The following is a 21,575-nucleotide window of genomic DNA, read 5'->3' as shown; positions in this document are numbered from 1 at the left end:
CGGCAAGGCGATAAAGCTGGCGTACCGTCAGGATTTTTCCTCGCGGAAGCCTTCTCCGAGAACATCGTGGACGTTGCCGATGATCATAAAAGCTGCAGGGTCCAGCTCATGCACCAGCGATTTGAGCCGGCTGACCTCGTGGCGGGCGACGACACAATAAAGCACGTTTTTGGGCTGCTTCGAATACCCGCCCCGTGCCGGGAAAAGCGTAACGCCTCGTTCCAGCTCCACGGTAATCCGGTCGGCCAGCTTCTCGGTATGGTCCGATACGATGGTAAACGACCGGGCGGTATAGCCGCCTTCCGTGATGAAATCGATGACCTTGGAACCGACAAATACGGCAACCAGCGTGTAGAGTATTTTCTCCTTCGGGAGGTAGAGCAGGGAGGCGCCGATGATGACGATGTCCATGACAAGCATGATCTGCCCCATGCTCCAGCCTCTCCAGCGGTTCAGCAGCCGGGCGATGATGTCCACGCCCCCCGTCGTGCCGCCGCTGCGGAAAACGATCCCGAGGCCTCCGCCGATGGAAAGCCCCGCGTAAAGCGTCACCAGAAAATAATCTTCCCGGGAAGCGAACGGGGTCAGCCATCCGTGCTCGATCAGCAGCTCGAACAGGCGGAGGAAAAAGGAAAGCGAGACGATCCCGAACAAGGTGTAGATCATGGACCGCCCGCCGAAAATGCGCAGCCCCAGCAAAAACAGCGGCACGTTCAGCACAAGTGTCGTCAAGGCCGGCGAGATGTCCGCCGCGTAACGCAAAAGGAGCGAGACGCCGGTGATGCCGCCTTCCATCAGTTCGTTGGGAATGACAAAGTAGTTAATGCCGAATCCGTAAATCGCCGTTCCGAGCAAAATGCCCCCCAGGCGCTGTAGAAGCTTGATCGTCAAGCGTGCTTTCATTCTTTTGGCTCCTGTTCCATGAAGTATCCGAGTCGGCTATATTATACCTTACTTTGCCGGATTGGTTCGATTGTTTTCCGTTTGGCTTTGCGTTAACATGGAGAATAAAGAATGAACGGCCGTCCGAACCGGCTGCCGGTTCAGGAGGTCCTGGAGGGAACAACGTGGAGGAAAAGTCCCTGGCGGAGCTGCAGCGCGAGGTGGACCGCTACATATCGCAATTCAAGGAAGGGTACTTCGGGCCGATGTCGCTTCTCGCCCGCATGACCGAAGAGGTCGGCGAGCTGGCGAGGGAGATCAGCCACGAATTTGGCGACAAACGCAAAAAGCCGGACGAAGCCGACAATTCCATCGCCATGGAGCTGGGCGATATCCTGTTTATTGTCATCTGCTTCGCCAACTCCCTCGGCATCGACCTGACCGAAGCGCATGACCGCGTCCTGCACAAGTTCAACACGCGCGATGCCGGACGCTGGACCCGGCTGGACACCGATTCCGAATAATACACATATGCTGTACCATCAGACCTTGGCCCGCTGCTGCGGCGTAGGGAGGGTGGACGGTGAACCAGGCAAATCAGCGGATTCAGGAAGCATACGAGGCGATTTTAAGCGGGGATTACGAAAGAGCCGTGCTGTGTTTCGAAAAGGCGATCGAAGCGGAGCCGGCCAACCCCGACTATTATTACCGGTTGTCGGTCACGTGCGCCCGAAGCGGCAAGCTCGAGCGCGCGCGGCTGGCGGCGGAGGCCGCCTGCAGGCTGGCGCCCGGGCATGAAGGGTTTCGGCAGCACCTCGGCCATGTGGAAGCTTTGCTTCTGGTGAACGCAGCGCGCCACAAGCTGGACCGGAACGGCACCGCCGCCGCAGGAGAAGCGGTCCGGCTGCTGAGGCAGGCGCTCCGCCTCGATCCGCTTCATACGGAAGCCCACCTTCTTCTCGCGGCCGTTTATGAAGAAGTCGGAGACAACGCTTCCGCCATACAAGCAGCCAAAGAGGCTCTGCGTTTGACCCCCAACCATCCGGAGGCGGCAAGGCGCCTCGCGCGCTTGATATCTTCCAACAAATAGCAACCTATACTAAGCAAAAGAGACGGAGTGGAGCACGATGGCAAATGCGAAGGAAATCATTTCGGTAGCCGTGGCGGGCGCGGCCGGCAGAATGGGACGGGAGGTTGTCAAGCTGGCGCTGACGGACAAGGAATTGAAGCTGGCCGCCGCTTTGGACCGTTCGGGAGAAGGAACGGACGCCGGACTTTTGGCCGGAGCGGGCAATGCCGGCGTTCCGGTTCAGACCGACCTGGAGCTTGCGCTGGTGGAGGCGAAGCCGGATGTGCTGGTCGATTTCACGGTGCCCCACACGGTGATGGACAACGCGCGGACCGCAATCCGCCACGGCGTGCGGCCGGTCATCGGCACAACCGGGCTGACGCCCGAGAACCTGGAAGAGCTGGACAAGCTTGCTTCTGCCCAGGGGATCGGCGTCGTGGTCGCGCCCAATTTTTCCATCGGCGCCATCCTGATGATGCAGTTTGCGGCCCAGGCGGCCAAATATATGCCCCATGTAGAAATTATCGAATACCACGGGGATCAAAAGCTGGATGCCCCCTCGGGCACATCGGTCAAGACGGCGGAGCTGATCGCCGAAACCCGGCAGGAATTCCGTCAGGGCAATCCCGACGAGAAAGAATTGATTGAAGGAGCGCGGGGCGGCTTGTACGAAGGGTTCCGCATTCACAGTGTCCGTCTGCCCGGCATTTTCGCGCAGCAGGAGGTCGTTTTCGGCGGCTACGGCCAAACGCTCAAAATCCGTCACGATAGTTACGACCGGGCGGGCTATATGCCGGGCGTCGCCATCGCGGTCAAAAAAGTAATGAACCTGAAGGGGCTTGTTTACGGCTTCGAGCATCTTCTCGATTAGATCTTTTATTAGCAGCTGCATCCTCATCAGTCTCCATATGCAAAGGAAGTGGACAAGTTGGGTCTTGATATCGCCTTTATCGCTCACGATCGCATGAAAGAAGAAATGGTTAACTTTGTCACCGCTTATCGCCATGTGTTCGCCATGGATCACCGCCTGTATGCTACCGGCACGACCGGCAAACGCATTATGGACAAAACCGGGCTTCCGATCACCCGCTTTATGTCGGGACCGCTCGGCGGAGACCAGCAGATCGGCGCGCTGGTCGCCCGCAATGTGATGGACCTGGTGATATTCCTGCGCGATCCGCTGACGGCGCAGCCCCACGAGCCTGACATCACGGCGCTGCTTCGCCTTTGCGACGTCCAGGGCATCCCGCTGGCGACAAACGTCGCGACGGCGGAGCTGCTAGTCCGCGCGCTGGAAAGAGGCGAATTCGCCTGGCGGGAAGTCGTGCACAAATACAAAGGCGATCCGGGGGAGACGGAATGACCGGAACGCTTGACCTTCTTGTCATCGGCGCGCACGCCGACGACGCCGAAATCGGCATGGGCGGCACCATCGCAAAGCATGTCCGGGAGGGGCGCTCGGTTGCCGTGTGCGACCTCACCCGTTCGGAAATGTCTTCGAACGGCACGGTTGAGCGGCGGGCCCGCGAGGCGGCCGCCGCCTCGGAGGTGCTTGGCCTTACGGAAAGAAGCAACCTCGGTCTCCCGGACCGGGGCTTGTTTCTGTGCCGGGAGCACATTGAAGCGGTGGCGATGGAAATCCGCCGATTGCGGCCGAGAATTGTGTTCGCCCCCTATTGGGAGGACCGCCATCCCGACCATGTCGCCGCCAGCCGCATCGTCAGCGAAGCCGTCTTTACCGCCAAGCTTCGCCGGTACCGTCCCGAGGTGGAGCCGGTTACCGTCAAGGCGGTTTACTTTTACTATATAAACGACATCGGCCAGCCTGATGTTCTGGTGGATGTTTCGTCTGTCCATGAAGTCAAGATGCGCGCGCTCCGCGCTTATGCAAGCCAATTTGAAAAGGAGCCGGAGGCCGATGCGGTCGCGACCCCTTTAAACCAAGGTTATCTGGAACGGGTGGAAGCGCGCGACCGGGTTTTGGGCGGTGCAAGGCAGCTGGCTTATGCCGAAGGCTTCGTCAGCAAGCTTCCCTATCTCGCCGAACGGTTCGTGTAAAGCGTCCCATCCGGTTCCGCCATCCCCGCTCAAGGAGGAGCACACTTGAAGGATAAATTAAAAATCGGCATCACCTGCTATCCTACGCTGGGCGGTTCGGGGGTTGTGGCAACCGAGCTCGGAAAGCTGATGGCCGAGAAAGGCCACGAGGTCCACTTCATCACGCACAGCATGCCTTTCCGGCTCGGACGTTATCACCGCAACATTTATTTTCACGAGGTGGAGGTCAGCGACTATTACGTGTTCCGCTACCCGCCTTACGATTTGGCGCTGGCCAACAAACTGGCCCAGGTGGCCCAGTCGCAAAAGCTGGATTTGCTTCACGTGCATTACGCCATCCCGCATGCCGTATGCGCGCTTCTTGCCCGGCAGATGACGGGAAACGGGCTGAAGATCGTCACCACTCTGCACGGAACGGACATAACGGTGCTGGCGCAGGACGGCTCGCTCAGCAATCTGATCGGATACGCCATTAACGAGAGCGACGCCGTAACGGCCGTTTCGGGCGACCTGATCCGGGAGACGCGCCAGCTGCTCGGCATCGAGCGGCCGATCGATCTGGTCTACAATTTTGTAGACAAGCGGGTGTTCTACCCGCGTGACGCGGCGGCTTTGCGGCGCGAATTCGCCCGCGACGACGAGAAAATTTTGCTGCACATGTCCAACTTCCGCCCGGTCAAACGGGTGATGGATGTGGTGGACGTATTTGCCCGCGTGCATGAAGAGGTGCCTTCCAAGCTTCTGTTTGTCGGAGAGGGGCCGGAGCTCAGCCGGGTAACCGCCCGCGTGCGGGAGCTCGGGCTCGAAGACCGGGTGCTGTTCTGCGGGAAGCAGGACGACGTGGCGGAAATTCTCTCCGCTTCGGATGTCATGCTGCTCCCGTCCGAAAAGGAAAGCTTCGGGCTCGTCGCCCTGGAAGCGATGGCGTGCGGCGTGCCGACCGTCGGCTCGATTGCGGGCGGCATCCCCGAGCTGATCGAGAACGGAGAAAGCGGCTTTCTGTCGCCGATCGGCGACACGGCTTCGATGGCGGAGCAGACCATCCGGCTGCTGCGGGACGAAAAGCTTTATGAGCGCATTTCCGCCAACTGCATCGAGCGCGCCCGCATGACATTTTGTAATCAAAAAATCGGCCGCCAGTATGAGGAGATCTATTACCGCGTGCTGGGCGTTCCCTATGACGGGAACGGACGCGGCGAGACGGAAGCCGCTTGCCGATGAGCCCGAACGGCGGAGCGATGAAAGCCGAAGCGGTCCGCGTGCTGAAGCGTCTGGAGGAGGCGGGCCACCAGGCGTATTTTGTCGGCGGCTTCGTCAGAGACAGCATGCTCGGGCGGCCGATCAAGGACATCGACATCGCAACCGGCGCTCTTCCGGAGCAGGTCATGGAGCTGTTTCCGTCCGTGCTCCCGACGGGGTTGAAGCATGGAACGGTTACGGTCCGCTCGGGCGGCTTCGGCTTTGAAGTCACGACATTTCGCAAGGAATCCGATTATACGGATCACCGGAGACCGTCCGCAGTCGAATACGTATCGGATCTGGAGGAAGACTTACGGCGCAGGGATTTCACGGTTAACGCCATGGCCATGGACTGGAAGGGCGTGCTTCACGATCCGTTTGACGGCCGGGGCGACCTGGACGCGGGCATTTTGCGCGCCGTGGGAGAGCCCGAGGAACGGTTTCGCGAGGACGCCCTGCGGATGCTTCGCGCCGTGCGGATCGCGGCCGAATTCTGCTTTTCCATTGAAGCTGGCACCTGGGAAGGACTCCTTTCCTGCACGCGCCTGCTTCGTCATGTGGCGATGGAGCGGGTACGGGCCGAGCTGGAGCGCATGATCAGCGGAAACGATCCGTACCGCGGAATTTGCCTGCTTGTCGCCAGCCGTCTGCTGCGCCACACCAAAAAACGGCTTTCCTTCCCGCTCGCCCAGTGGCCGGCCGACCGGCAGCCGCCCGCTGTTCTGAAGGAGCTTTCCCGGCTCGCCCCGCCGGACCGCTGGCTTCTCCTGGCGAAAGCGTTCCGCCTTGAACCGGAGACGGTGCAGGAGGACTGGCCGGCGCTCGCTTTCCCGGCGGCGGAGACCGCCCGGACGGCCGCCTTTCTCGGACTTGACCGTTACCTGGGACAGGCCGGGAAAACCGGTCTGGAGCCGGATGCCGCGCTCAAGAAAGGCGTGCTGTACTTCGGAGCACCGGCCGCCGTTTCTTGGCTGTCGGCAGCTTCGCTTTACCGGGACACGGGACGGCTGAACGAGCTGCTGGAAGGCGGGCCCGAGACGTTTGCGGCTGTTTTGGCCGACCATGGAAGCCGATTCGTGGCTGAAATGCCGGTTCAGGAAGTGCGTGGACTGGCGGTCGGCGGAGGGGAGCTTGCGGAGGCGGCCGGCAAGCCGCGCGGCCCTTGGCTCGGCAAAACGCTCCGTCGCCTGCTGGAAGAGACGGCGCTCGGCAAGGTCGCAAATGAAAAAGCCGCTCTTCTCGCCCTTGCTAGGGAATGGCTTGAGCGTGGCGATACGGAAGGAAGCAACGAGTAGGAGGAAAAAGCGTCATGACGGATACAATGGATTGCAGAGACGCGGCGCTTCCGTTCGGCCGTTTGGAGGAACGGCTGCAAACGAGTGTGTTCGGCCGCAGCTTGAAGCGGTTCGACCGTCTTGGCTCCACCCAGGACGAAGCCGCCCGCTGGGCGGCGGAAGGTGCCCCTCACGGTGCGCTGGTGCTTACGGAGGAGCAGGTGAACGGCCGGGGCCGGCAGGGCCGCGTCTGGCATTCGCCTTATGGAAAAGGCGTCTGGATGAGCATGGTGCTGAAGCCGTCCGCACCGCTTGCCTATCCCCCGCAGCTTACGCTGCTCACGGCTGTAGCCTTGTGCCGGTCCGTCCGCCGTTTCACGGGGGTGGAGGCCGGGATCAAATGGCCGAACGACCTGCTCGCGGGTGGCCGGAAGCTTTCGGGCATCCTGCTGGAAACGGGAGCCGCCGCGCACGGAGAAACGGCCATCATCGCCGGTGTCGGCATCGACGTCAACCTGGAACCCGCGGATTATCCGGAGGAGCTGAGAAGCAAGGCGACCTCGCTGCGCATCGAAAGCGGAAGGTGCATCGACCGTAATGTGCTGGTGTGTGAGTTTCTCAAGGAATGGGAAGACTTGTACGAGCTTTACCTGCGGGCAGGCTTTTCACCGATCCGCACCCTGTGGGAAACCCACAGCGTAACGCTCGGCGGCGAAATCCTGCTGCTGCTGCCGGACGGAGAGGCTCCCGCGGAGGCGGTCAGGCTCGACGATACGGGCGCTCTGGTGGCATGCGACCGGAACGGCAAGGAACATCGGCTCTACTCGGGTGAGCTTCGCTCCCGTCCGGAAAAAATCATGTGATTTCCAGTCCCGTGTTTGTTATAATGGGTCCCAGGAGGCGGTATCGATACGAATCGCACTCCAGGCCCGTTTTTATTGGATAAGGATCACGCATTGTTGGAATGGCGAATTCTGCTCTGAGCCGCAAGGACCGAGACAGAGAGCTCATGCCCACACAGTTTCTTTGTGTATGGATGACCTTTCGGTTTGGGCCGAAAGGTTTTTTATGTTTCCGGAACGGGACCCCTGGACTGTACCGCGCTTCCACATGGAATGGAGGTAATGGACATGCAAGACCGCAAACCGGTCACGACCCTCAAGCTTCGCAAAATGAAACAGGACGGCATCCCGATTTCCATGGTGACCGCCTACGATTACCCGTCCGCCCGGCTGGCGGACGAAGCGGGAATCGATATGCTTCTGGTCGGCGATTCCCTCGGGAACGTCGTCCTTGGCTACGATTCAACGCTGCCGGTTACACTGGAGGACATGATTCACCACAGCAAGGCCGTTACCCGCGGTGCCGCCAACAGCTTCGTGGTGACGGACATGCCGTTTATGACCTATCACGGGAGTCTGGACAATACGCTGGCGAACGTGGGCCGGATCATGCGGGAGGCCGGAAGCAAGGCCGTGAAGATGGAAGGCGGACGGGAGATTGCCGGAGCGGTGGAGGCTGTCGTTAAAGCGGGCGTGCCCGTGGTCGGCCATGTCGGGCTGACGCCGCAGTCCGTCCACCAATTGGGCGGCTACCGCATTCAAGGACGCAACCAGGACCAGATCGACAAGCTGATCGATGATGTAACGGCCCTCGAGCAGGCCGGCGCATTCATGATTGTGCTGGAGCTGGTGACGGAGGAAGTCGCCGCCGACATTACGTCCCGGTTAAGCGTGCCGACCATCGGCATCGGATCGGGAGCGGGCTGCGACGGACAAGTGCTGGTGTTCCATGACCTGCTTCAGTACGGGCCCGAATCGGCGCCCAAGCGGTTTGTCAAAACCTACGCCAACCTGGGCGAACAAATCCGGGAAGGCTTGCGCGCATATGGGGAGGACGTGAAAAACCGGCGTTTTCCCGGCAAGGAACACGGCTTTTCAAAAGAAAGCCTGAGCGGAGGCGCCAAAAAGACGGCTGAAGAAAGCCGCGGCGCCAAACCGGAAGAACCCGGGACGCTGTACGGCGCCTTCGGCAAGTGAGGAGTGCAGACCGATGGAAGTTATCGGAACGATAAAGGAATTGCGCGCAGCGCTCAAAAAGCGGCGGATGAACGGGGAAACGGTCGGCCTGGTGCCGACGATGGGGTTTCTCCATGAAGGACATGCCAGCCTGATCCGCCGGGCTGCGGAAGAAAACGATACGGCGGTAGTCAGCATCTTTGTGAATCCGACCCAGTTCGGACCGAACGAGGATTTTGACCGGTACCCGCGGGATACCGAAGGGGATCTGGAGAAAGCGCGGAACGCCGGGGCCGCATACGTATTTTTGCCGGATGCGGCCGAAATGTATCCCCGTCCGCCATTTACCGCCGTTTCGGTGGGCGGGCTGACGGGAAAGCTGTGCGGCGCTTCGCGCCCCGGGCATTTTGACGGCGTAGCCCTTGTCGTCAGCAAGCTGTTTCATATTGTACAGCCGGACCGCGCCTATTTCGGGATGAAAGATGCCCAGCAGGTGGCGGTGATTCAAACCATGACCGAAGACCTCAACCTGGATGTCGAAATTGTACCGTGCCCCATCGTGCGGGACGCGGACGGACTGGCGCTCAGCTCGCGCAACGTTTATTTGTCGGCGGAGGAACGGAAGGAAGCGCTGGCCCTTTCCCGCTCCTTGGCCCAGTCGGAGAGTTGGCTGGAAGAGGAAAAGGGAGATCCCGGCCGGTTGAAGGAACGGATCCGGGAGGCGATTGCCGCGTCCCCGCTTGCCGACATTGATTATGTCGAGGTGCTGACCTATCCGGAGCTTCAGCCTTCCGCCGTGTCTGTTTCAGGAGAATGGAAGGAAACCGACCGATGGATTGTCGCGCTTGCCGTCCGGTACGGCAAAACGCGGCTGATCGACAATCGTTTGCTGGCCGTCCCGCGCCCGAGCGCACCTAAGGCTTGATGAAAAGGGAGGAGAAGCCCGATGTTTCGAACCATGATGAAATCTAAGCTGCACCGCGCCACCGTCACGGAAGCCAACCTGAACTATGTCGGGAGCATTACCATTGACGAGGATCTGCTGGAGCTTTCCGATCTGTATCCGAACGAGAAGGTGCAAATCGTCAACAATAATAACGGCGCCCGTCTGGAAACTTACACCATTCCCGGTCCGAGGGGCTCCGGCGTCATCTGCCTGAACGGGGCCGCCGCGCGTCTGGTGCAGCCCGGCGACAAAGTAATCATCATCTCCTACGCGATGATGTCCGAAGAGGAAGCCAGAACACATCAGCCGAAGGTCGTTATTCTGGACGACGAGAACCGTCCCGTGGAAACCGCCTATACCGAGAAGCATTCCACGGTGCTGGTCTAATTCGCCGGAACGGCCCGGATTTTCCGGATAAATGCACTTTTATTGGCCGTCCGGCTCCGGTATGAAACCGCCCCTCCCGGCGCACAATGAGGGTACGACCAAAGGCCATCAGGCGGGGAGGGACGGCATGTTCCGGGAAATCTTCGAAACGATGAACGAAGCCCTCGACGAAATCCTTTCCGAATACGCCGAAGCAGGGGCGGACCGGGAAGCCGAGCTTGGAGAACGCTTTTCTATGCTGAAGTCGATGAGCGACTGCTGCCTGGAGGAATGGCTGCGTTTTGAAGAAAGGCTCTCGGCCTGCCGGAGCCAGCTGCTCGGTTCGGGTTCCGCGGCGCTGGCCGACTCCGATCTGGACGGCGGTCAGCCGGTGTCCGAGCATTTTATCAAAGGCCAGGGCTTTTACAAGCTGTACATGTTCGACAAGGCCGTCGCCGAATTCGCGGCGCTTGTCCGCGAGAAGCCGGACTTCATTCTCGGCCGCGTTTACCTGGCGATGGGATACCTTCGATTAGGTGAGCTGGACGAGGCTTACCGGCATTTTCATCTGCTGGTTCCGCTGACGAATAACGCCAAGCTGAAAGCTATTTCCTATAACGCCATGGGCTGCATTCAGGTACACAACCAGAACATGGAGCAGGCTTACGGATATTTTAAACTGGCGGACCTGACCGATTCCTCGTTTATGGAACCGGCCTTCTGGAGCAAGGAATTTTGGCCTTACCGCAGGAAACAGTAAGCGGGCCGCCATTTGCAAAACCGACTGGGCTCTCGTAGACTCCGGTCGTTTTTTCTTTTGTGCGAAATCGGATTGTGGTATGCTTAGGGGAGCGGGAGAAGGGATTTGATAAGCGGCAATGAAATTCGCGGTATTGGATTTTGAAACGACCGGAGGCCAGCCGACTGATTCCATCATTCAGGTTGGTCTTGTTCTTATAGAGGAAGACCGGATTGGAAAGCGTTATGCGTCCTATGTTAATCCCGGGACGCCGATCCCCCCGTTTATCACCGCTTTAACGGGGATCGACGACGAAACGGTGAAGGACGCGCCCGCGATCGATCAGGTCATCATGGAGATGCAGCCGCTTTTGCAGGACAGCATCCTGGTCGCTCATAACGTAGGGTTTGATTTGGCTTTTTTGCAGCGGGCTCTTGAAGCCTGCGGATATTTCAAGTTCGGCGGGCCGGTTCTCGATACAATGGACCTGCTCCGCATCTGCTACCCCGATTTGTCCAGTCTTTCCCTCGGCAACGTTACGGAAGAGCTGGGCATCTCCCATGACCGGCCTCATCAGGCGGATTCCGACGCGGAAGCGACCGCGGAGCTCTGGCTGAAGTGCGTGTCCCGGTTTCAGGAGCTCCCGCTTCTGACGGTCCAGCGCATTGAGGCGCTGTTTCGGGAGGATTCCTCCGATCTCGGCTGGTTCCTTCGCGAGCAATGCGCCCGGAAGGAGCAGTCGGTCGCCGCCGAGCCGGAAGCGCAGCAGCATTTCCGCCAATTCGCTTTGAAGGCGGAGGACTGGGGCGAAGAGGAATGGGAGCGCGACGAGAAGGAAGCCCGTGAAACGCTGGGCGATTCCTTTGAAGCTTTTCACGAGGGCGTCAAGAAGAAGCTGCAGGCCAAATTTCCTGCATATGAAGAGCGGGAGGCGCAGAACCGCATGTCCGCGGAGGTTGCCGCCGCGTTCGAGGGGGAAGAGCACCTGCTGGTCGAGGCGGGTACGGGAACCGGGAAATCGCTCGGGTACCTGCTGCCGGCGCTCTATTACGGCATTCGTGAAAGCAAAAAAATGGTCGTCAGCACGCACACGATCAACCTGCAGGAGCAGCTGCGGCAAAGGGACCTGCCTCTTTTGCACGAAGTTTTCCCCGTCCCGTTCCGGGCGGCGGTCTTGAAGGGTAGAAGCCATTACCTGTGCCTCCGCAAGTTCGAGCAGAAGATCGTGTACGAGGAGTTTGACAACGGCCGGGAAGATCTGGTCACCGCGGCGCAAATGCTGGTTTGGCTCAGCCTCACCGAACGCGGTGAAGACGAGGAGCTGCACTTTGGAGGCCGGGGAGCCGATTTCTGGCGGTCGGTCATGAGCGACGCGGATTCCTGCCAGAACCGCAGCTGCCCCTGGTTTAAAAAATGCTTCTATCATCGCGCCCGCTACGATGCGGGCGAGGCGGATGTGGTCATCACGAACCATTCGCTTTTGTTTACCGACATGAAGGCGGAGCACCGGATTCTTCCGGGCTACAAGCAGCTCGTGGTGGATGAAGCGCACAATTTCGAAGAAGTGGCCGCCAAGCACCTTGGACTGGAAGTTTCCTGGCATGCTTTTGTGAACGGGCTCACTTGGCTTTACAAGGACAGCCGGCTGGGTCAGCTCCCTCTGCTTCGCCAGCGCATCGTGCACGACGACAATTTGTCGGCCGACAAAGCGGGCGTGCTCTGCGAATCGATTGACGAGATGTATCCTCTGTTTGCGGACATCCGCGAGCGGTGGGACAACTGGATGTCGCGACTGTACGAGCGGATGGCGGGAGGTGCGGGCGATACGGGAGAGAACGCCCTGGTATTCCGGCTGACCGACGACCGCAAGCCGGCCGGCTGGGCGGAGCTGACCGAAGCGCACGAGGACCTCGATCGGCTTCTGGCGAAGCTGCTGAAGCAGCTGGACAAACTGCTCGCGCCGCTCAAGGAGGAGCCGGACCGGTCGGAGCTGCAAAGCCTTGCCACCAACCTTTCGGGCGGCGTCAAGGAGCTGGCCCGGCTGCGCGACAACCTGCGCTTTTTCGTTGCCCAGAACGATGCGGGCTTTGTTTACTGGATTGAAGGCAACCACCAGCACAAAATGAAGTCGCTGCAGCTCATGTCCGTTCCCATCGATGTCAGCCCGATGCTGAAGGCGCATTTCTTTGATCAAAAGGAAAGCGTCGTGCTGACCTCCGCCACGCTGTCGGTCGGCAAAACGTTCGATTACACCATCGATCAGCTCGGGCTGCGGGAGGCGGCGGAGGACAACCGGCTCCGGGAGGTGCAGCTGCCTTCGCCGTTCAATTACCGGGAGCAGGCGCTGGTCGTTATCCCGCGCGATTTCCCGGTGCTGAAGGGAATGAAAGGCGAGGCCGAGTTTACGGCCGCGCTGGTGGAATCGCTCGCCGAGGTGGCGCGCGAAACCAAAGGGCGCATGCTGGTGCTGTTCACTTCCTACCGGATGCTGAAGCAGGTGCACGGAGAGCTGCGCGAGCGGCTCACGCCCGACGGCATCCAGGTATTGGGGCAGGGCATGGACGGCGGAAGCCGAAGCAAGCTGGTCCGGCTCTTTCAGGCGAACGGCAAAACCGTTCTGCTTGGAACGAGCAGCTTCTGGGAAGGGGTCGACATTCCCGGCGAAGCGCTGAGCTGCCTGGCGATCGTCCGGCTGCCGTTTCAGCCGCCGAACCATCCGGTGGTGGAAGCCAAATGCGACCGCATCAAACAGAAAAACCAGAATCCGTTCATGAAGCTTTCCGTGCCGCAGGCCGTCATCCGTTTCAAGCAGGGCTTCGGCCGGCTGGTGCGCCGCGAAAGCGACAAAGGCATTGTGATCGTGTACGACACAAGGATTCTGGAAACCTATTACGGAAAGCATTTCTTATACTCGCTGCCGGGACCCAAAATTGAGCATATGAATGCCAAGCAACTGGTGCCGAGAATTTCGCAATGGATGGAAGGGGTTAACGAATGAAGACGACGGAGAAAATCTCGGAAGCGGTAGTCCGCAGACTGCCGGTATACCTGCGCTATTTAAGCGAGCTTCATGCCAATGGCGTGCAGACCGTTTCCTCTCAGGACCTGGGACGCAGACTGGATCTGAATCCCGCCCAAATTCGCAAGGATTTGGCCTACTTTGGGGATTTCGGCAAAAAGGGCATTGGCTATGACGTCGAATACCTGATTGAGAAAATACGTCAGATCCTGAAGCTGGACCGGGAAATCGCCGTCGCTTTGGTCGGAGCCGGGAACCTGGGGAAGGCGCTCAGCAACTACAACGCCTACCTGAAGGACAACATGCACATTGTCGCCCTGTTCGACGCCGTTCCGGAAATTGTCGGCACGAAGATCAATCACCTGACGGTCCAGCCTATCGAGGAAATGAAAGATACGGTGCGCCAGCAGAACATCCGGGTCGGCATCATCACCGTCCCCGGATCGGAAGCGCAGGGCGTCGCAGACGATCTTGTTGCCGCCGGCGTCGAAGCGATTCTCAATTTTGCGCCTTCCATCATTAAAGTGACTCCGAACGTGCGCGTGCATTATGCCGATTTTACGACGGAGCTGCTGAGCCTGGCGTATTACCTGGATTAATCGTTTCTTCCCAATGAAAACGCCGCGATCCGTAAGGGATCGCGGCGTTTTGTGTATCCGCGTCTGCCGTCTCAGGCGTAACGCAGGATGATGCTTTCGAGTATATTGGCGACGCCTTCGCAGGCGTCGGTCGCTTTTTCCAGGCGCTCGTACAGCTCCTTGATTTTGAAATCCGTGTAGGGGTCTTTTTGCTCGGTGAAAATTTTGCGAATGCCCTCGCGCATGAGGCGGTCGCCTTCGTTCTCCAGGCTGTTGATTTGCACGGTATGCTCGGAGATCTGATCGTATTTCTTCTTGGAGAGCAGGTGGAACGCTTCGACGATATGCTCGCAGGCCTTCACAATCACTTCGGCGAATTTTCGCATGTAGTCGTCGGAGGCTTCGATGTTCAGATAGTCGAATTTGGCGATCGTTTCTTCGATGTAGTCCATGACATCGTCCATTTTGTTCGCCAGTTCCATGATGTCCTCCCGGTCGAGAGGGGTGATGAACACTTTATTTAACCCGCGGTAAATCATATGGGTGATGTTGTCGCCCTTGTGTTCAAGATCCTTCAATTGGTCGATGTAAGCCACCGGCGGCTTCGAGCCGCTCATTGCTTCGCGGAACATTTTGGCCGCCACGAGCGTGTTGTCTGCGGATTCCAGCAGCAGCTTGAAAAAATCGGTATCTCCCTTTTTCTGAAACATGTAGGTTTAGCCTCCCGTTTATATATGACCCCGTTGCTCCTTATGTTAAGGTATCATAAAGAGAGCGGGCCGCGCAATGAGGACGCCCCTTCGCCACGGTTTCGTCAACTCTTGTCCGGAAGCCTTGCTTTTGCCCCGCCGGCGTTGTACGCTCTAGAAAAACGGATAGCAGAAAGGAAACGATCCCTTTGGCCCGATTGTTGATCAAAAACGGCATTTTTCTGACTCCGGATGCGGAGTCTCCCGTACTGCGCGGAAATATGATTGTGGCAGACGATAAAATTGAATGGCTCGGACCCGAGCTTTCCCCGGAGCAGCTTGCCTCCGGCTTTGACGAAGTGGTGGACGGCAGCCGCCGGCTGTACATGCCCGGACTAGTCAACACCCACGGACATGCGGCGATGTCGCTGCTTCGGGGCGTAGGCGACGACCTGGCCCTCCAGGTTTGGCTGGAAGAGAAAATGTGGCCCAACGAAGCGAAATTTACGGCGGGCGACGTAAGAATAGGCACCCTGCTTTCCATTGTGGAAATGCTCAAATCGGGCACGACGACGTTCGTCGACATGTACGATCATATGGATGAAGTGGCCCGCTCGGTCGAGCTGTCGGGCATGCGGGCCTGTCTCACGCGGGGCGTCATCGGGCTCTGCCCGCCCGAGGTGCAGGACGTCAAGCTGCGTGAAGCGGCCGCCTTCGCCCGCAGCTGGCATGGCGCCGCAGGGGGCCGGATCACGGCGATGATTTCGCCGCACGCACCCTATACCTGCCCGCCGGACTATATCGAGAAGCTGGTGGAGCTGTCGTACGAGCTGGATCTTCCGATGCACACCCACATGTCGGAAACCGCGCGTGAGGTGGAGGAAAACGAAAGGGCCTACGGGCTCCGGCCGGTCGAGCATCTGGAGAAGCTGGGCGTGTTTGACCGTCCGTGTCTTGTCGCGCATGCCGTTCATTTGAACGACAAGGAAATTGAAATTTTGGCCCGCCGCGACGTCCGGGTTTCCCACAACCCCGGCAGCAACCTGAAGCTGGCAAGCGGCATCGCGCCTGTGACCAAGCTTCTCGCCGCCGGTGTGAAGGTATCGCTCGGGACGGACGGCTCCGCCAGCAATAACAACCTCGACATGTTCGAGGAAATGCGCCTGGCCGCTTTGCTGCACAAAGGAACAACGGGGGACCCGACCGCCGTTCCCGCTTACGAAGCGTTCCGGATGGCGACCCGGGCCGGAGCCGAGTCGATCTGGCTGGACGGCACCGGAGCGCTTGCGCCCGGCATGAAGGCCGACTTTATCGCGCTTGACATCGACCAGCCGCATTATCAGCCGGCTTCGAATTTCCTGTCGCATGTGGTCTACTCGGCTACCGCCGCGGATGTCCGGGACGTGTGGATCGACGGGCGGCCGGTCGTTCGAAACGGAGCGGTCCTGACCCTGGATGAAGAAAAAATCAAAGCGGAATTTGCCGCCAGCTATGAAGGGCTGATCGGGCGTTGAGCGGAAGAAGAACGCGCGCTTCGCGGAAGCGGACGAAGATCATTGTCGGCATTGTGCTGGGGCTCGCTGTGCTGCTGGTAATCGGATACCGGTTTTACATTAGCGTGCAGGCGGATATTTGGACCGAGGAAGATGCGGCTGCGGAGGTGGCCAGGCAGCAAAGCGAACTGGTTACCGTCAGTCAGGTGACGCCTTTTGTCGCCGACGCGCCGATGATGGTGGTGCAGGGAGCAAACGCCGAAGGCCGCAAAATGCTGGTCTGGGTGCTGGGCGGACAGGTGCATGCCGAATACGCCGATCAAGGAGTGACCAAAGCCGACATCAAGAAAAAGGTGCTGGAGCAAACCCCGGCCGCTTCGATCATGCGCATTGTACCCGGGGTCTATGAGAACGAATACGTTTGGCAGTCCTTTTACCGGCTGGAGGAAAGCGGGAAGGAAACCCTCTACTACGAATTTTACCGGTTCCGCGACGGAACGCTGCTGGACAAGTGGAAGCTCGGCGCAGACTGATAGACGGAACAAGAAACCCGAAACCAAATGGTTTCGGGTTTTTTATGTTTTTGCGCAAAGTTTCAACACTTGTGATATATTATGTGCTATACTGTCTTATATCAAATTTATATCAAAATTCATCAACTAGAAAGGCGGACGTCAATGAAGTTGAAAGGTATACCGGTTCTTGTCGCCCTGCTGACCTCCGGCGTGCTGTTGTTTGGCGGCTGGTTTATGTATCGCAGCTATGCGATGGAAAATCCGCTGGCCGAGCTTGTCCAGAAAAACCAGGGAGTGGAGCAGGTAGCATCCAAATTCACCAACGATACCGTCCAAATCGACCTGAAGCTGAGCGACGACGCCAGCATTCGGGACATATACCAGACCATCGTGAAGGATGGCGCATCCTTGATCGACGGCCGCAAAGTGCAATTGGACGTCGAAAGCAATTCGTCCCCGGAAATCGACGCCTGGTGGTCCAAAGCGCTGTTTGACGTGGCGCAGGCCATGGAAACCCGGCATTATTCGGACATCCCGAAGATTCTGGAGGAAAAAACAAAAACGGACAGCTCGCTCGATGCCGAAACGGAGATCGATGACGAGAATGTATATATCCGTCTGACTGACGGAACGCACAGCAAATCGATCATTTTGCCCCGGATTCCGGCGACGATGGGAGTGTGGCCCAATGAGTAAGTATTGGAAGGAGATCTTGATCGGAACCGCGGTTTCGCTTTTGATTTTCCTGGCCTTTATTGGCGTAAATATTGTTCCTTACGTAACCCTGCTCGCCTTCGGGGCGGCTTTCTTTCTGTTCGCCCGTCCCAAAGGAGGCGCCATCGCCGCCACCGTGGAGCGGAAAGCGAAGCCGAGAACGCCCTCCTACCTGACGTTTGAAGACATCGGCGGACAGGACCGGGCCAAAAACGAGCTGAAGGAAGCGCTGGACTTTCTGATCAAGCATGAGGAAATCAAAAAATTCGGTATCCGGCCCTTAAAGGGCATTTTGCTCGAAGGCCCTCCGGGAACCGGGAAAACCCTGCTCGCAAAAGCAGCCGCGCATTACACCAACTCGGTGTTCGTGGCGGCGTCCGGCAGTGAATTCGTGGAGATGTACGTCGGCGTCGGCGCGAGCCGCATCCGCGATCTGTTCAAGGATGCGCGGACCCGCGCCCAGAAGGAGAACAAGGACAGCGCAATCATTTTTATCGATGAAATCGACGTCATCGGCGGCAAACGGGACGGCGGGCAGCACCGCGAATATGACCAGACGCTGAACCAGCTCCTGACGGAAATGGACGGCATCCATACGGCGGAAACCCCGCGCATCCTGCTGATTGCAGCCACAAACCGCAAGGAAATGCTCGACAGCGCGCTTTTGCGCCCCGGCCGGTTCGACCGCCAGATTCAGGTCGATCTGCCCGACAAGAAGGGCCGCATGCATATTCTGAACATCCACGCCAAAAACAAACCGCTTGCCATGACGGTCGATCTGGAAAAGGTAGCGGAGGAATCGTTTAATTTTTCCGGTGCCCAGCTGGAAAGCATGATGAATGAAGCGGCGGTTTACGCCATGCGGGAAAACAGTGAAGTGATCGAACACCGCCATCTGTCGGCGGCGCTGGACAAGGTCATGATGGGGGAACGCTCCGACCGGGAAAGCTCCAAGGCGGAACGGGAACGCGTCGCGCTGCACGAATTGGGACATGCCATTATGGCCGAAGCGGTCAAGCCCGGCTCGGTTTCCCAGGTGGCGCTGAGCCCGCGTGGACAAGCGCTGGGATACGTCCGTCACAATCCGCAGGCCGACCAGTATCTGTACACCAAGCAAGAGCTGGAAGACCGGATGATGGTGGCGCTCGGCGGCGCAGTAGCCGAAGAAATGTTCTACGGCAACCGGAGCACCGGCTCGCGGAACGACTTTGAACAGGTGCTGAACCTGGTAAAGACGATGATGGACTCCGGACTGACTTCGCTCGGAATCATCGATCGTCAAATGGTTACCAAAGAAGAACTTATGAAGGAAAACAACCGGATCATCGAGCAGCTGACCGCTCGCACCCGGGAAATTCTCGAATTCAACCGTACCGTCTTCCACCAGTCTCTGGCGATTCTGCTCAAGGAAGAAGTGATGTCCGGGGCGGAATTCCGCAAGCTGCTCTCCATTATTAAACACAAAACGACGGCCTGAAACGGAAAATGCGATTTTTTTGCAAATTCCGCTCAAATCGTTTGAATTTTTTCGACGCATCCATAATAATGGAGGGTGCGTCTTTTCTTTTGCCTTTGAAGCGCCAAGGCATACGGGCGGGGTTCGGCGGCCCATTCCGGCTGTTTCGAATCTTTGTTTTTTTGTGAAGCCTTTGTGTCAAGAGATGAAAAACGGCGGAAAACATTGTATGATTTTCTTTGATGCGCTTCAAGCGGAGCAAAGGGTTCGGATTCGGAAAAAGACAAGATTATCGATAGAAACGGGTGATTCGATGAAATTTACGAAAATCGGCCTGATCGGAGTCGGCACTGTCGGACAAGGCATCGCCGAAATGCTGGCCAAAAATGGGCTCGACGTCTACATGCTGGAAACCTCGGAGGCAAAGCTCGACAATGCGCTGGCGGCGATCAACAACTCGCTGGACAAGCAGATCGAGAAATGGGGCATCACCAATACCGAGAAGAAGCTGATCGTCTCTCGGTTCCGCAAAGCGGCCTCGTATGAGGATTTCCAGTCCTGCCAGCTGGTTGTGGAAGCCACAACGGAAGACCTGGACGGCAAAAAGGACATTTTCCGCAAGCTGGACGCCACGCTTTCCCAAGACATAATTCTCACCAGCACGACCTCAACGCTGAGCCTGACGGAGCTTGCCGGCGTTTGCGCTCATCCCGAACGCGTCATCGGCCTCCACTTTCTGATCCCGATGACGGAGATCGACGTAGTGGAAGTGGTCCGCGGCATCCGGACTTCGGATGATACCTTCGCGTCCACTCGCAGCTTTCTGGAAGGCACGCTGCACAAGAAGGGCATTCAGGTGTATGAATCCCCGGGCCTCGTGACGACCCGGATTATTTGCATTCTGATCAACGAAGCGGTTGCGGTTCTCTCGGAAGGCGTCGCAACGGCGGAGGACATCGACGCCGCGATGCGCGACGGCTACGACCTCAAATACGGCCCGCTGGAGATGGCGGACCGCTTTGGCCTCGATTCCGTTTACGCCGCCCTCAGCAAGATGTTCCGTGAATACGGAGAGCTGAAATACCGCCCGAACTACCTGCTCAAGAAGATGGTCCGCGCCGGACAGCTCGGCCTCAAGACGGGCGAAGGCTTCTTCAGCTACGATAAGGATGGTGCGAAATTATGAAAGTTCTCGTCGTCAATACCGGCAGCTCATCCCTGAAATACCAGCTGTATGACATGACCGACGAAAGTGTCCTGGCCAAAGGCCTGGTCGAACGGATCGGAATGGATTCCTCCATTCTGACGCACAAGCCGACCGGCAAGGAAGCCGTTACGGAGGTCAGCGAAATTCTGGAGCACAACACGGCCATCCGCAAGGTTCTGGAAAAGCTTGTCCACGAAGAGCAGGGCGTATTGAAATCGGTCGACGAGATCGAAGCGGTCGGCCACCGCGTCGTGCACGGCGGGGAGTTTTTTAAAGAATCCAGCATTGTCGATGGAGATTCGAAGGAAAAAATCCGCAAGCTGATCGACCTGGCCCCGCTGCACAACCCGGCGGCGATCATGGGGATCAACGCAACGGAAGCCAATATGCCGGGCGTGGCCCAGGTGGTTGTGTTCGATACATCTTTCCACCAGACAATGCCGGAGAAAGCTTACCTGTACCCGATTCCACGGGTGCTGTACAACAAATACAAAGTGCGCCGCTACGGGGCCCACGGCACGTCGCATGATTTCGTCAGCAAAGCCGCGGCCGAGTTTCTCGGACGCGATGTGAACGAATTGAAGATCATTACCTGCCACATCGGCAACGGAGCGAGCCTGACTGCCGTCAAGAACGGGGTTTCCGTCGATACCTCGATGGGGATGACGCCTCTGGAAGGACTCATGATGGGAACGCGGAGCGGAGACATCGATCCGGCTGTCGTTCCGTATGTCATGAACAAGGAAGACCTTACGGTCAGCGAAGTCAACTCGATGCTGAACAAGCACAGCGGCCTGCTCGCCATCTCCGGCATCAGCAGCGACATGCGCGAAATTACGGACGGCATGGCAAACGGCGACGCAAACGCGACGCTGGCGTTTGAAATGTACGAATACCGCCTGCGCAAGTACATCGGCTCTTATGCCGCTGCCATGAACGGGGTCGACGTCATCGTGTTTACAGCCGGCGTCGGAGAGAACTCCGTCGTGGTCCGGGAGAAGGTTTGCGAAAATCTGACGTATCTGGGCGTGGAGCTGGATCCGCAACTGAACGCGGTCCGTTCCGGCGATCCCCGCCGCATTTCAAGCGCGAACTCCAAGGTGGAAGTGCTCGTCATTCCGACGAACGAAGAATTGATGATCGCGCGCGACACCTACCGCCTCGTCGGCAACCGGTAAGCGAAGCGGCGCGTTGCTTGAACAGGAGCCGACCGGCAAGCAGCCGGCCGGCTTTTCTTGCGTCTTTTTTTGAACAGTGGTTAGTAATCCAGCCGGATTCGTTGTACAATTGTAAAGTTGAAACATTTGGCCAAG

The 21,575-nt window shown here is 58.3% G+C and carries 22 protein-coding genes; 20 read left to right on the top strand and 2 right to left on the bottom strand.

The window, feature by feature from the left end:
* Positions 1–27 precede the first annotated feature (27 nt).
* On the bottom strand, positions 28–903 hold the full coding sequence (locus AC6I6H_RS11395) for a YitT family protein (RefSeq protein ID WP_497953890.1): 876 nt from the start codon (positions 901–903) through the stop codon (positions 28–30).
* Between the two features lie 164 nt (positions 904–1,067).
* Between AC6I6H_RS11395 and AC6I6H_RS11390 the strand changes: the two genes are divergently transcribed.
* The 14 genes from AC6I6H_RS11390 (at position 1,068) to AC6I6H_RS11325 (ending at position 14,209) form a co-directional block, all read left to right on the top strand.
* Complete coding sequence (locus tag AC6I6H_RS11390; protein WP_497953889.1) at positions 1,068–1,406, top strand: nucleotide pyrophosphohydrolase; 339 nt, start codon at positions 1,068–1,070, stop codon at positions 1,404–1,406.
* 59 nt (positions 1,407–1,465) lie between these two features.
* The gene (locus AC6I6H_RS11385) at positions 1,466–1,972 is read left to right on the top strand and encodes a tetratricopeptide repeat protein (protein WP_497953888.1); all 507 of its coding nucleotides are present in this window, start codon (positions 1,466–1,468) and stop codon (positions 1,970–1,972) included.
* Positions 1,973–2,009: 37 nt separating this feature from the next.
* On the top strand, positions 2,010–2,822 hold the full coding sequence (dapB, locus tag AC6I6H_RS11380; protein WP_497953887.1) for a 4-hydroxy-tetrahydrodipicolinate reductase: 813 nt from the start codon (positions 2,010–2,012) through the stop codon (positions 2,820–2,822).
* A 57-nt stretch (positions 2,823–2,879) separates the two neighbouring features.
* Positions 2,880–3,314 carry a methylglyoxal synthase gene (locus AC6I6H_RS11375; protein ID WP_497953886.1) on the top strand — a complete coding sequence of 145 codons (435 nt, stop codon included), beginning with the start codon at positions 2,880–2,882 and terminating at the stop codon, positions 3,312–3,314.
* Complete coding sequence (gene bshB1, locus AC6I6H_RS11370) at positions 3,311–4,009, top strand: bacillithiol biosynthesis deacetylase BshB1 (protein WP_497953885.1); 699 nt, start codon at positions 3,311–3,313, stop codon at positions 4,007–4,009. The genes AC6I6H_RS11375 and bshB1 overlap by 4 nt, the downstream gene beginning before the upstream one ends.
* Before the next feature lie 45 nt (positions 4,010–4,054).
* Positions 4,055–5,230, top strand: coding sequence for an N-acetyl-alpha-D-glucosaminyl L-malate synthase BshA (gene bshA, locus AC6I6H_RS11365; protein WP_497953884.1), 1,176 nt, complete (start codon positions 4,055–4,057; stop codon positions 5,228–5,230).
* Positions 5,227–6,543: a CCA tRNA nucleotidyltransferase gene (locus tag AC6I6H_RS11360; protein ID WP_497953883.1), complete on the top strand. Its 1,317-nt coding sequence runs from the start codon at positions 5,227–5,229 to the stop codon at positions 6,541–6,543. Before bshA ends, AC6I6H_RS11360 begins: the two co-directional genes overlap by 4 nt.
* 14 nt (positions 6,544–6,557) lie before the next feature.
* A complete protein-coding gene (locus AC6I6H_RS11355) occupies positions 6,558–7,385 on the top strand; it encodes a biotin--[acetyl-CoA-carboxylase] ligase (protein ID WP_497953882.1) in 828 nt (275 codons plus the stop codon).
* A gap of 267 nt (positions 7,386–7,652) precedes the next feature.
* Positions 7,653–8,561, top strand: a complete 909-nt coding sequence (gene panB / locus AC6I6H_RS11350) for a 3-methyl-2-oxobutanoate hydroxymethyltransferase (protein ID WP_497953881.1) — start codon at positions 7,653–7,655, stop codon at positions 8,559–8,561.
* Between the two features lie 13 nt (positions 8,562–8,574).
* Positions 8,575–9,465, top strand: coding sequence for a pantoate--beta-alanine ligase (gene panC / locus AC6I6H_RS11345; protein WP_497953880.1), 891 nt, complete (start codon positions 8,575–8,577; stop codon positions 9,463–9,465).
* A 21-nt stretch (positions 9,466–9,486) separates the two neighbouring features.
* Positions 9,487–9,873, top strand: coding sequence for an aspartate 1-decarboxylase (panD, locus tag AC6I6H_RS11340; protein WP_497953879.1), 387 nt, complete (start codon positions 9,487–9,489; stop codon positions 9,871–9,873).
* A 127-nt stretch (positions 9,874–10,000) separates the two neighbouring features.
* Positions 10,001–10,612 (top strand): tetratricopeptide repeat protein, encoded by a 612-nt coding sequence (locus AC6I6H_RS11335; protein WP_497953878.1) that lies wholly within the window; start codon positions 10,001–10,003, stop codon positions 10,610–10,612.
* 118 nt (positions 10,613–10,730) lie between these two features.
* Entirely contained in the window at positions 10,731–13,589 is a 2,859-nt protein-coding gene (gene dinG / locus AC6I6H_RS11330; protein WP_497953877.1) for an ATP-dependent DNA helicase DinG, read from the top strand.
* Positions 13,586–14,209 carry a redox-sensing transcriptional repressor Rex gene (locus tag AC6I6H_RS11325; RefSeq protein WP_497953876.1) on the top strand — a complete coding sequence of 208 codons (624 nt, stop codon included), beginning with the start codon at positions 13,586–13,588 and terminating at the stop codon, positions 14,207–14,209. Before dinG ends, AC6I6H_RS11325 begins: the two co-directional genes overlap by 4 nt.
* 71 nt (positions 14,210–14,280) lie before the next feature.
* On the opposite strand, the gene AC6I6H_RS11320 is transcribed toward AC6I6H_RS11325, so the two are convergent.
* Positions 14,281–14,898, bottom strand: coding sequence for a DUF47 domain-containing protein (locus AC6I6H_RS11320; protein ID WP_497953875.1), 618 nt, complete (start codon positions 14,896–14,898; stop codon positions 14,281–14,283).
* A 182-nt stretch (positions 14,899–15,080) separates the two neighbouring features.
* Between AC6I6H_RS11320 and AC6I6H_RS11315 the strand changes: the two genes are divergently transcribed.
* The 6 genes from AC6I6H_RS11315 to AC6I6H_RS11290 all read left to right on the top strand — a co-directional run bounded on the left by AC6I6H_RS11315 (position 15,081) and on the right by AC6I6H_RS11290 (position 21,440).
* Complete coding sequence (locus AC6I6H_RS11315; protein WP_497953964.1) at positions 15,081–16,391, top strand: amidohydrolase; 1,311 nt, start codon at positions 15,081–15,083, stop codon at positions 16,389–16,391.
* A complete protein-coding gene (locus tag AC6I6H_RS11310; protein WP_497953874.1) occupies positions 16,388–16,903 on the top strand; it encodes a cell wall elongation regulator TseB-like domain-containing protein in 516 nt (171 codons plus the stop codon). The genes AC6I6H_RS11315 and AC6I6H_RS11310 overlap by 4 nt, the downstream gene beginning before the upstream one ends.
* 144 nt (positions 16,904–17,047) lie before the next feature.
* Entirely contained in the window at positions 17,048–17,581 is a 534-nt protein-coding gene (locus tag AC6I6H_RS11305) for a hypothetical protein (RefSeq protein WP_497953873.1), read from the top strand.
* The gene (locus tag AC6I6H_RS11300) at positions 17,574–19,076 is read left to right on the top strand and encodes an AAA family ATPase (protein ID WP_497953872.1); all 1,503 of its coding nucleotides are present in this window, start codon (positions 17,574–17,576) and stop codon (positions 19,074–19,076) included. The genes AC6I6H_RS11305 and AC6I6H_RS11300 overlap by 8 nt, the downstream gene beginning before the upstream one ends.
* A gap of 292 nt (positions 19,077–19,368) precedes the next feature.
* Complete coding sequence (locus AC6I6H_RS11295) at positions 19,369–20,241, top strand: 3-hydroxyacyl-CoA dehydrogenase family protein (RefSeq protein ID WP_497953871.1); 873 nt, start codon at positions 19,369–19,371, stop codon at positions 20,239–20,241.
* The gene (locus AC6I6H_RS11290) at positions 20,238–21,440 is read left to right on the top strand and encodes an acetate/propionate family kinase (protein ID WP_497953870.1); all 1,203 of its coding nucleotides are present in this window, start codon (positions 20,238–20,240) and stop codon (positions 21,438–21,440) included. Before AC6I6H_RS11295 ends, AC6I6H_RS11290 begins: the two co-directional genes overlap by 4 nt.
* The last annotated feature ends 135 nt before the right edge of the window (positions 21,441–21,575 follow it).

The organism is Gorillibacterium sp. sgz306347 (genome assembly GCF_059735245.1).
The sequence above is the reverse complement of the archived record's forward strand: the minus strand, read 5'-3'. Positions and strand labels throughout refer to the sequence as shown.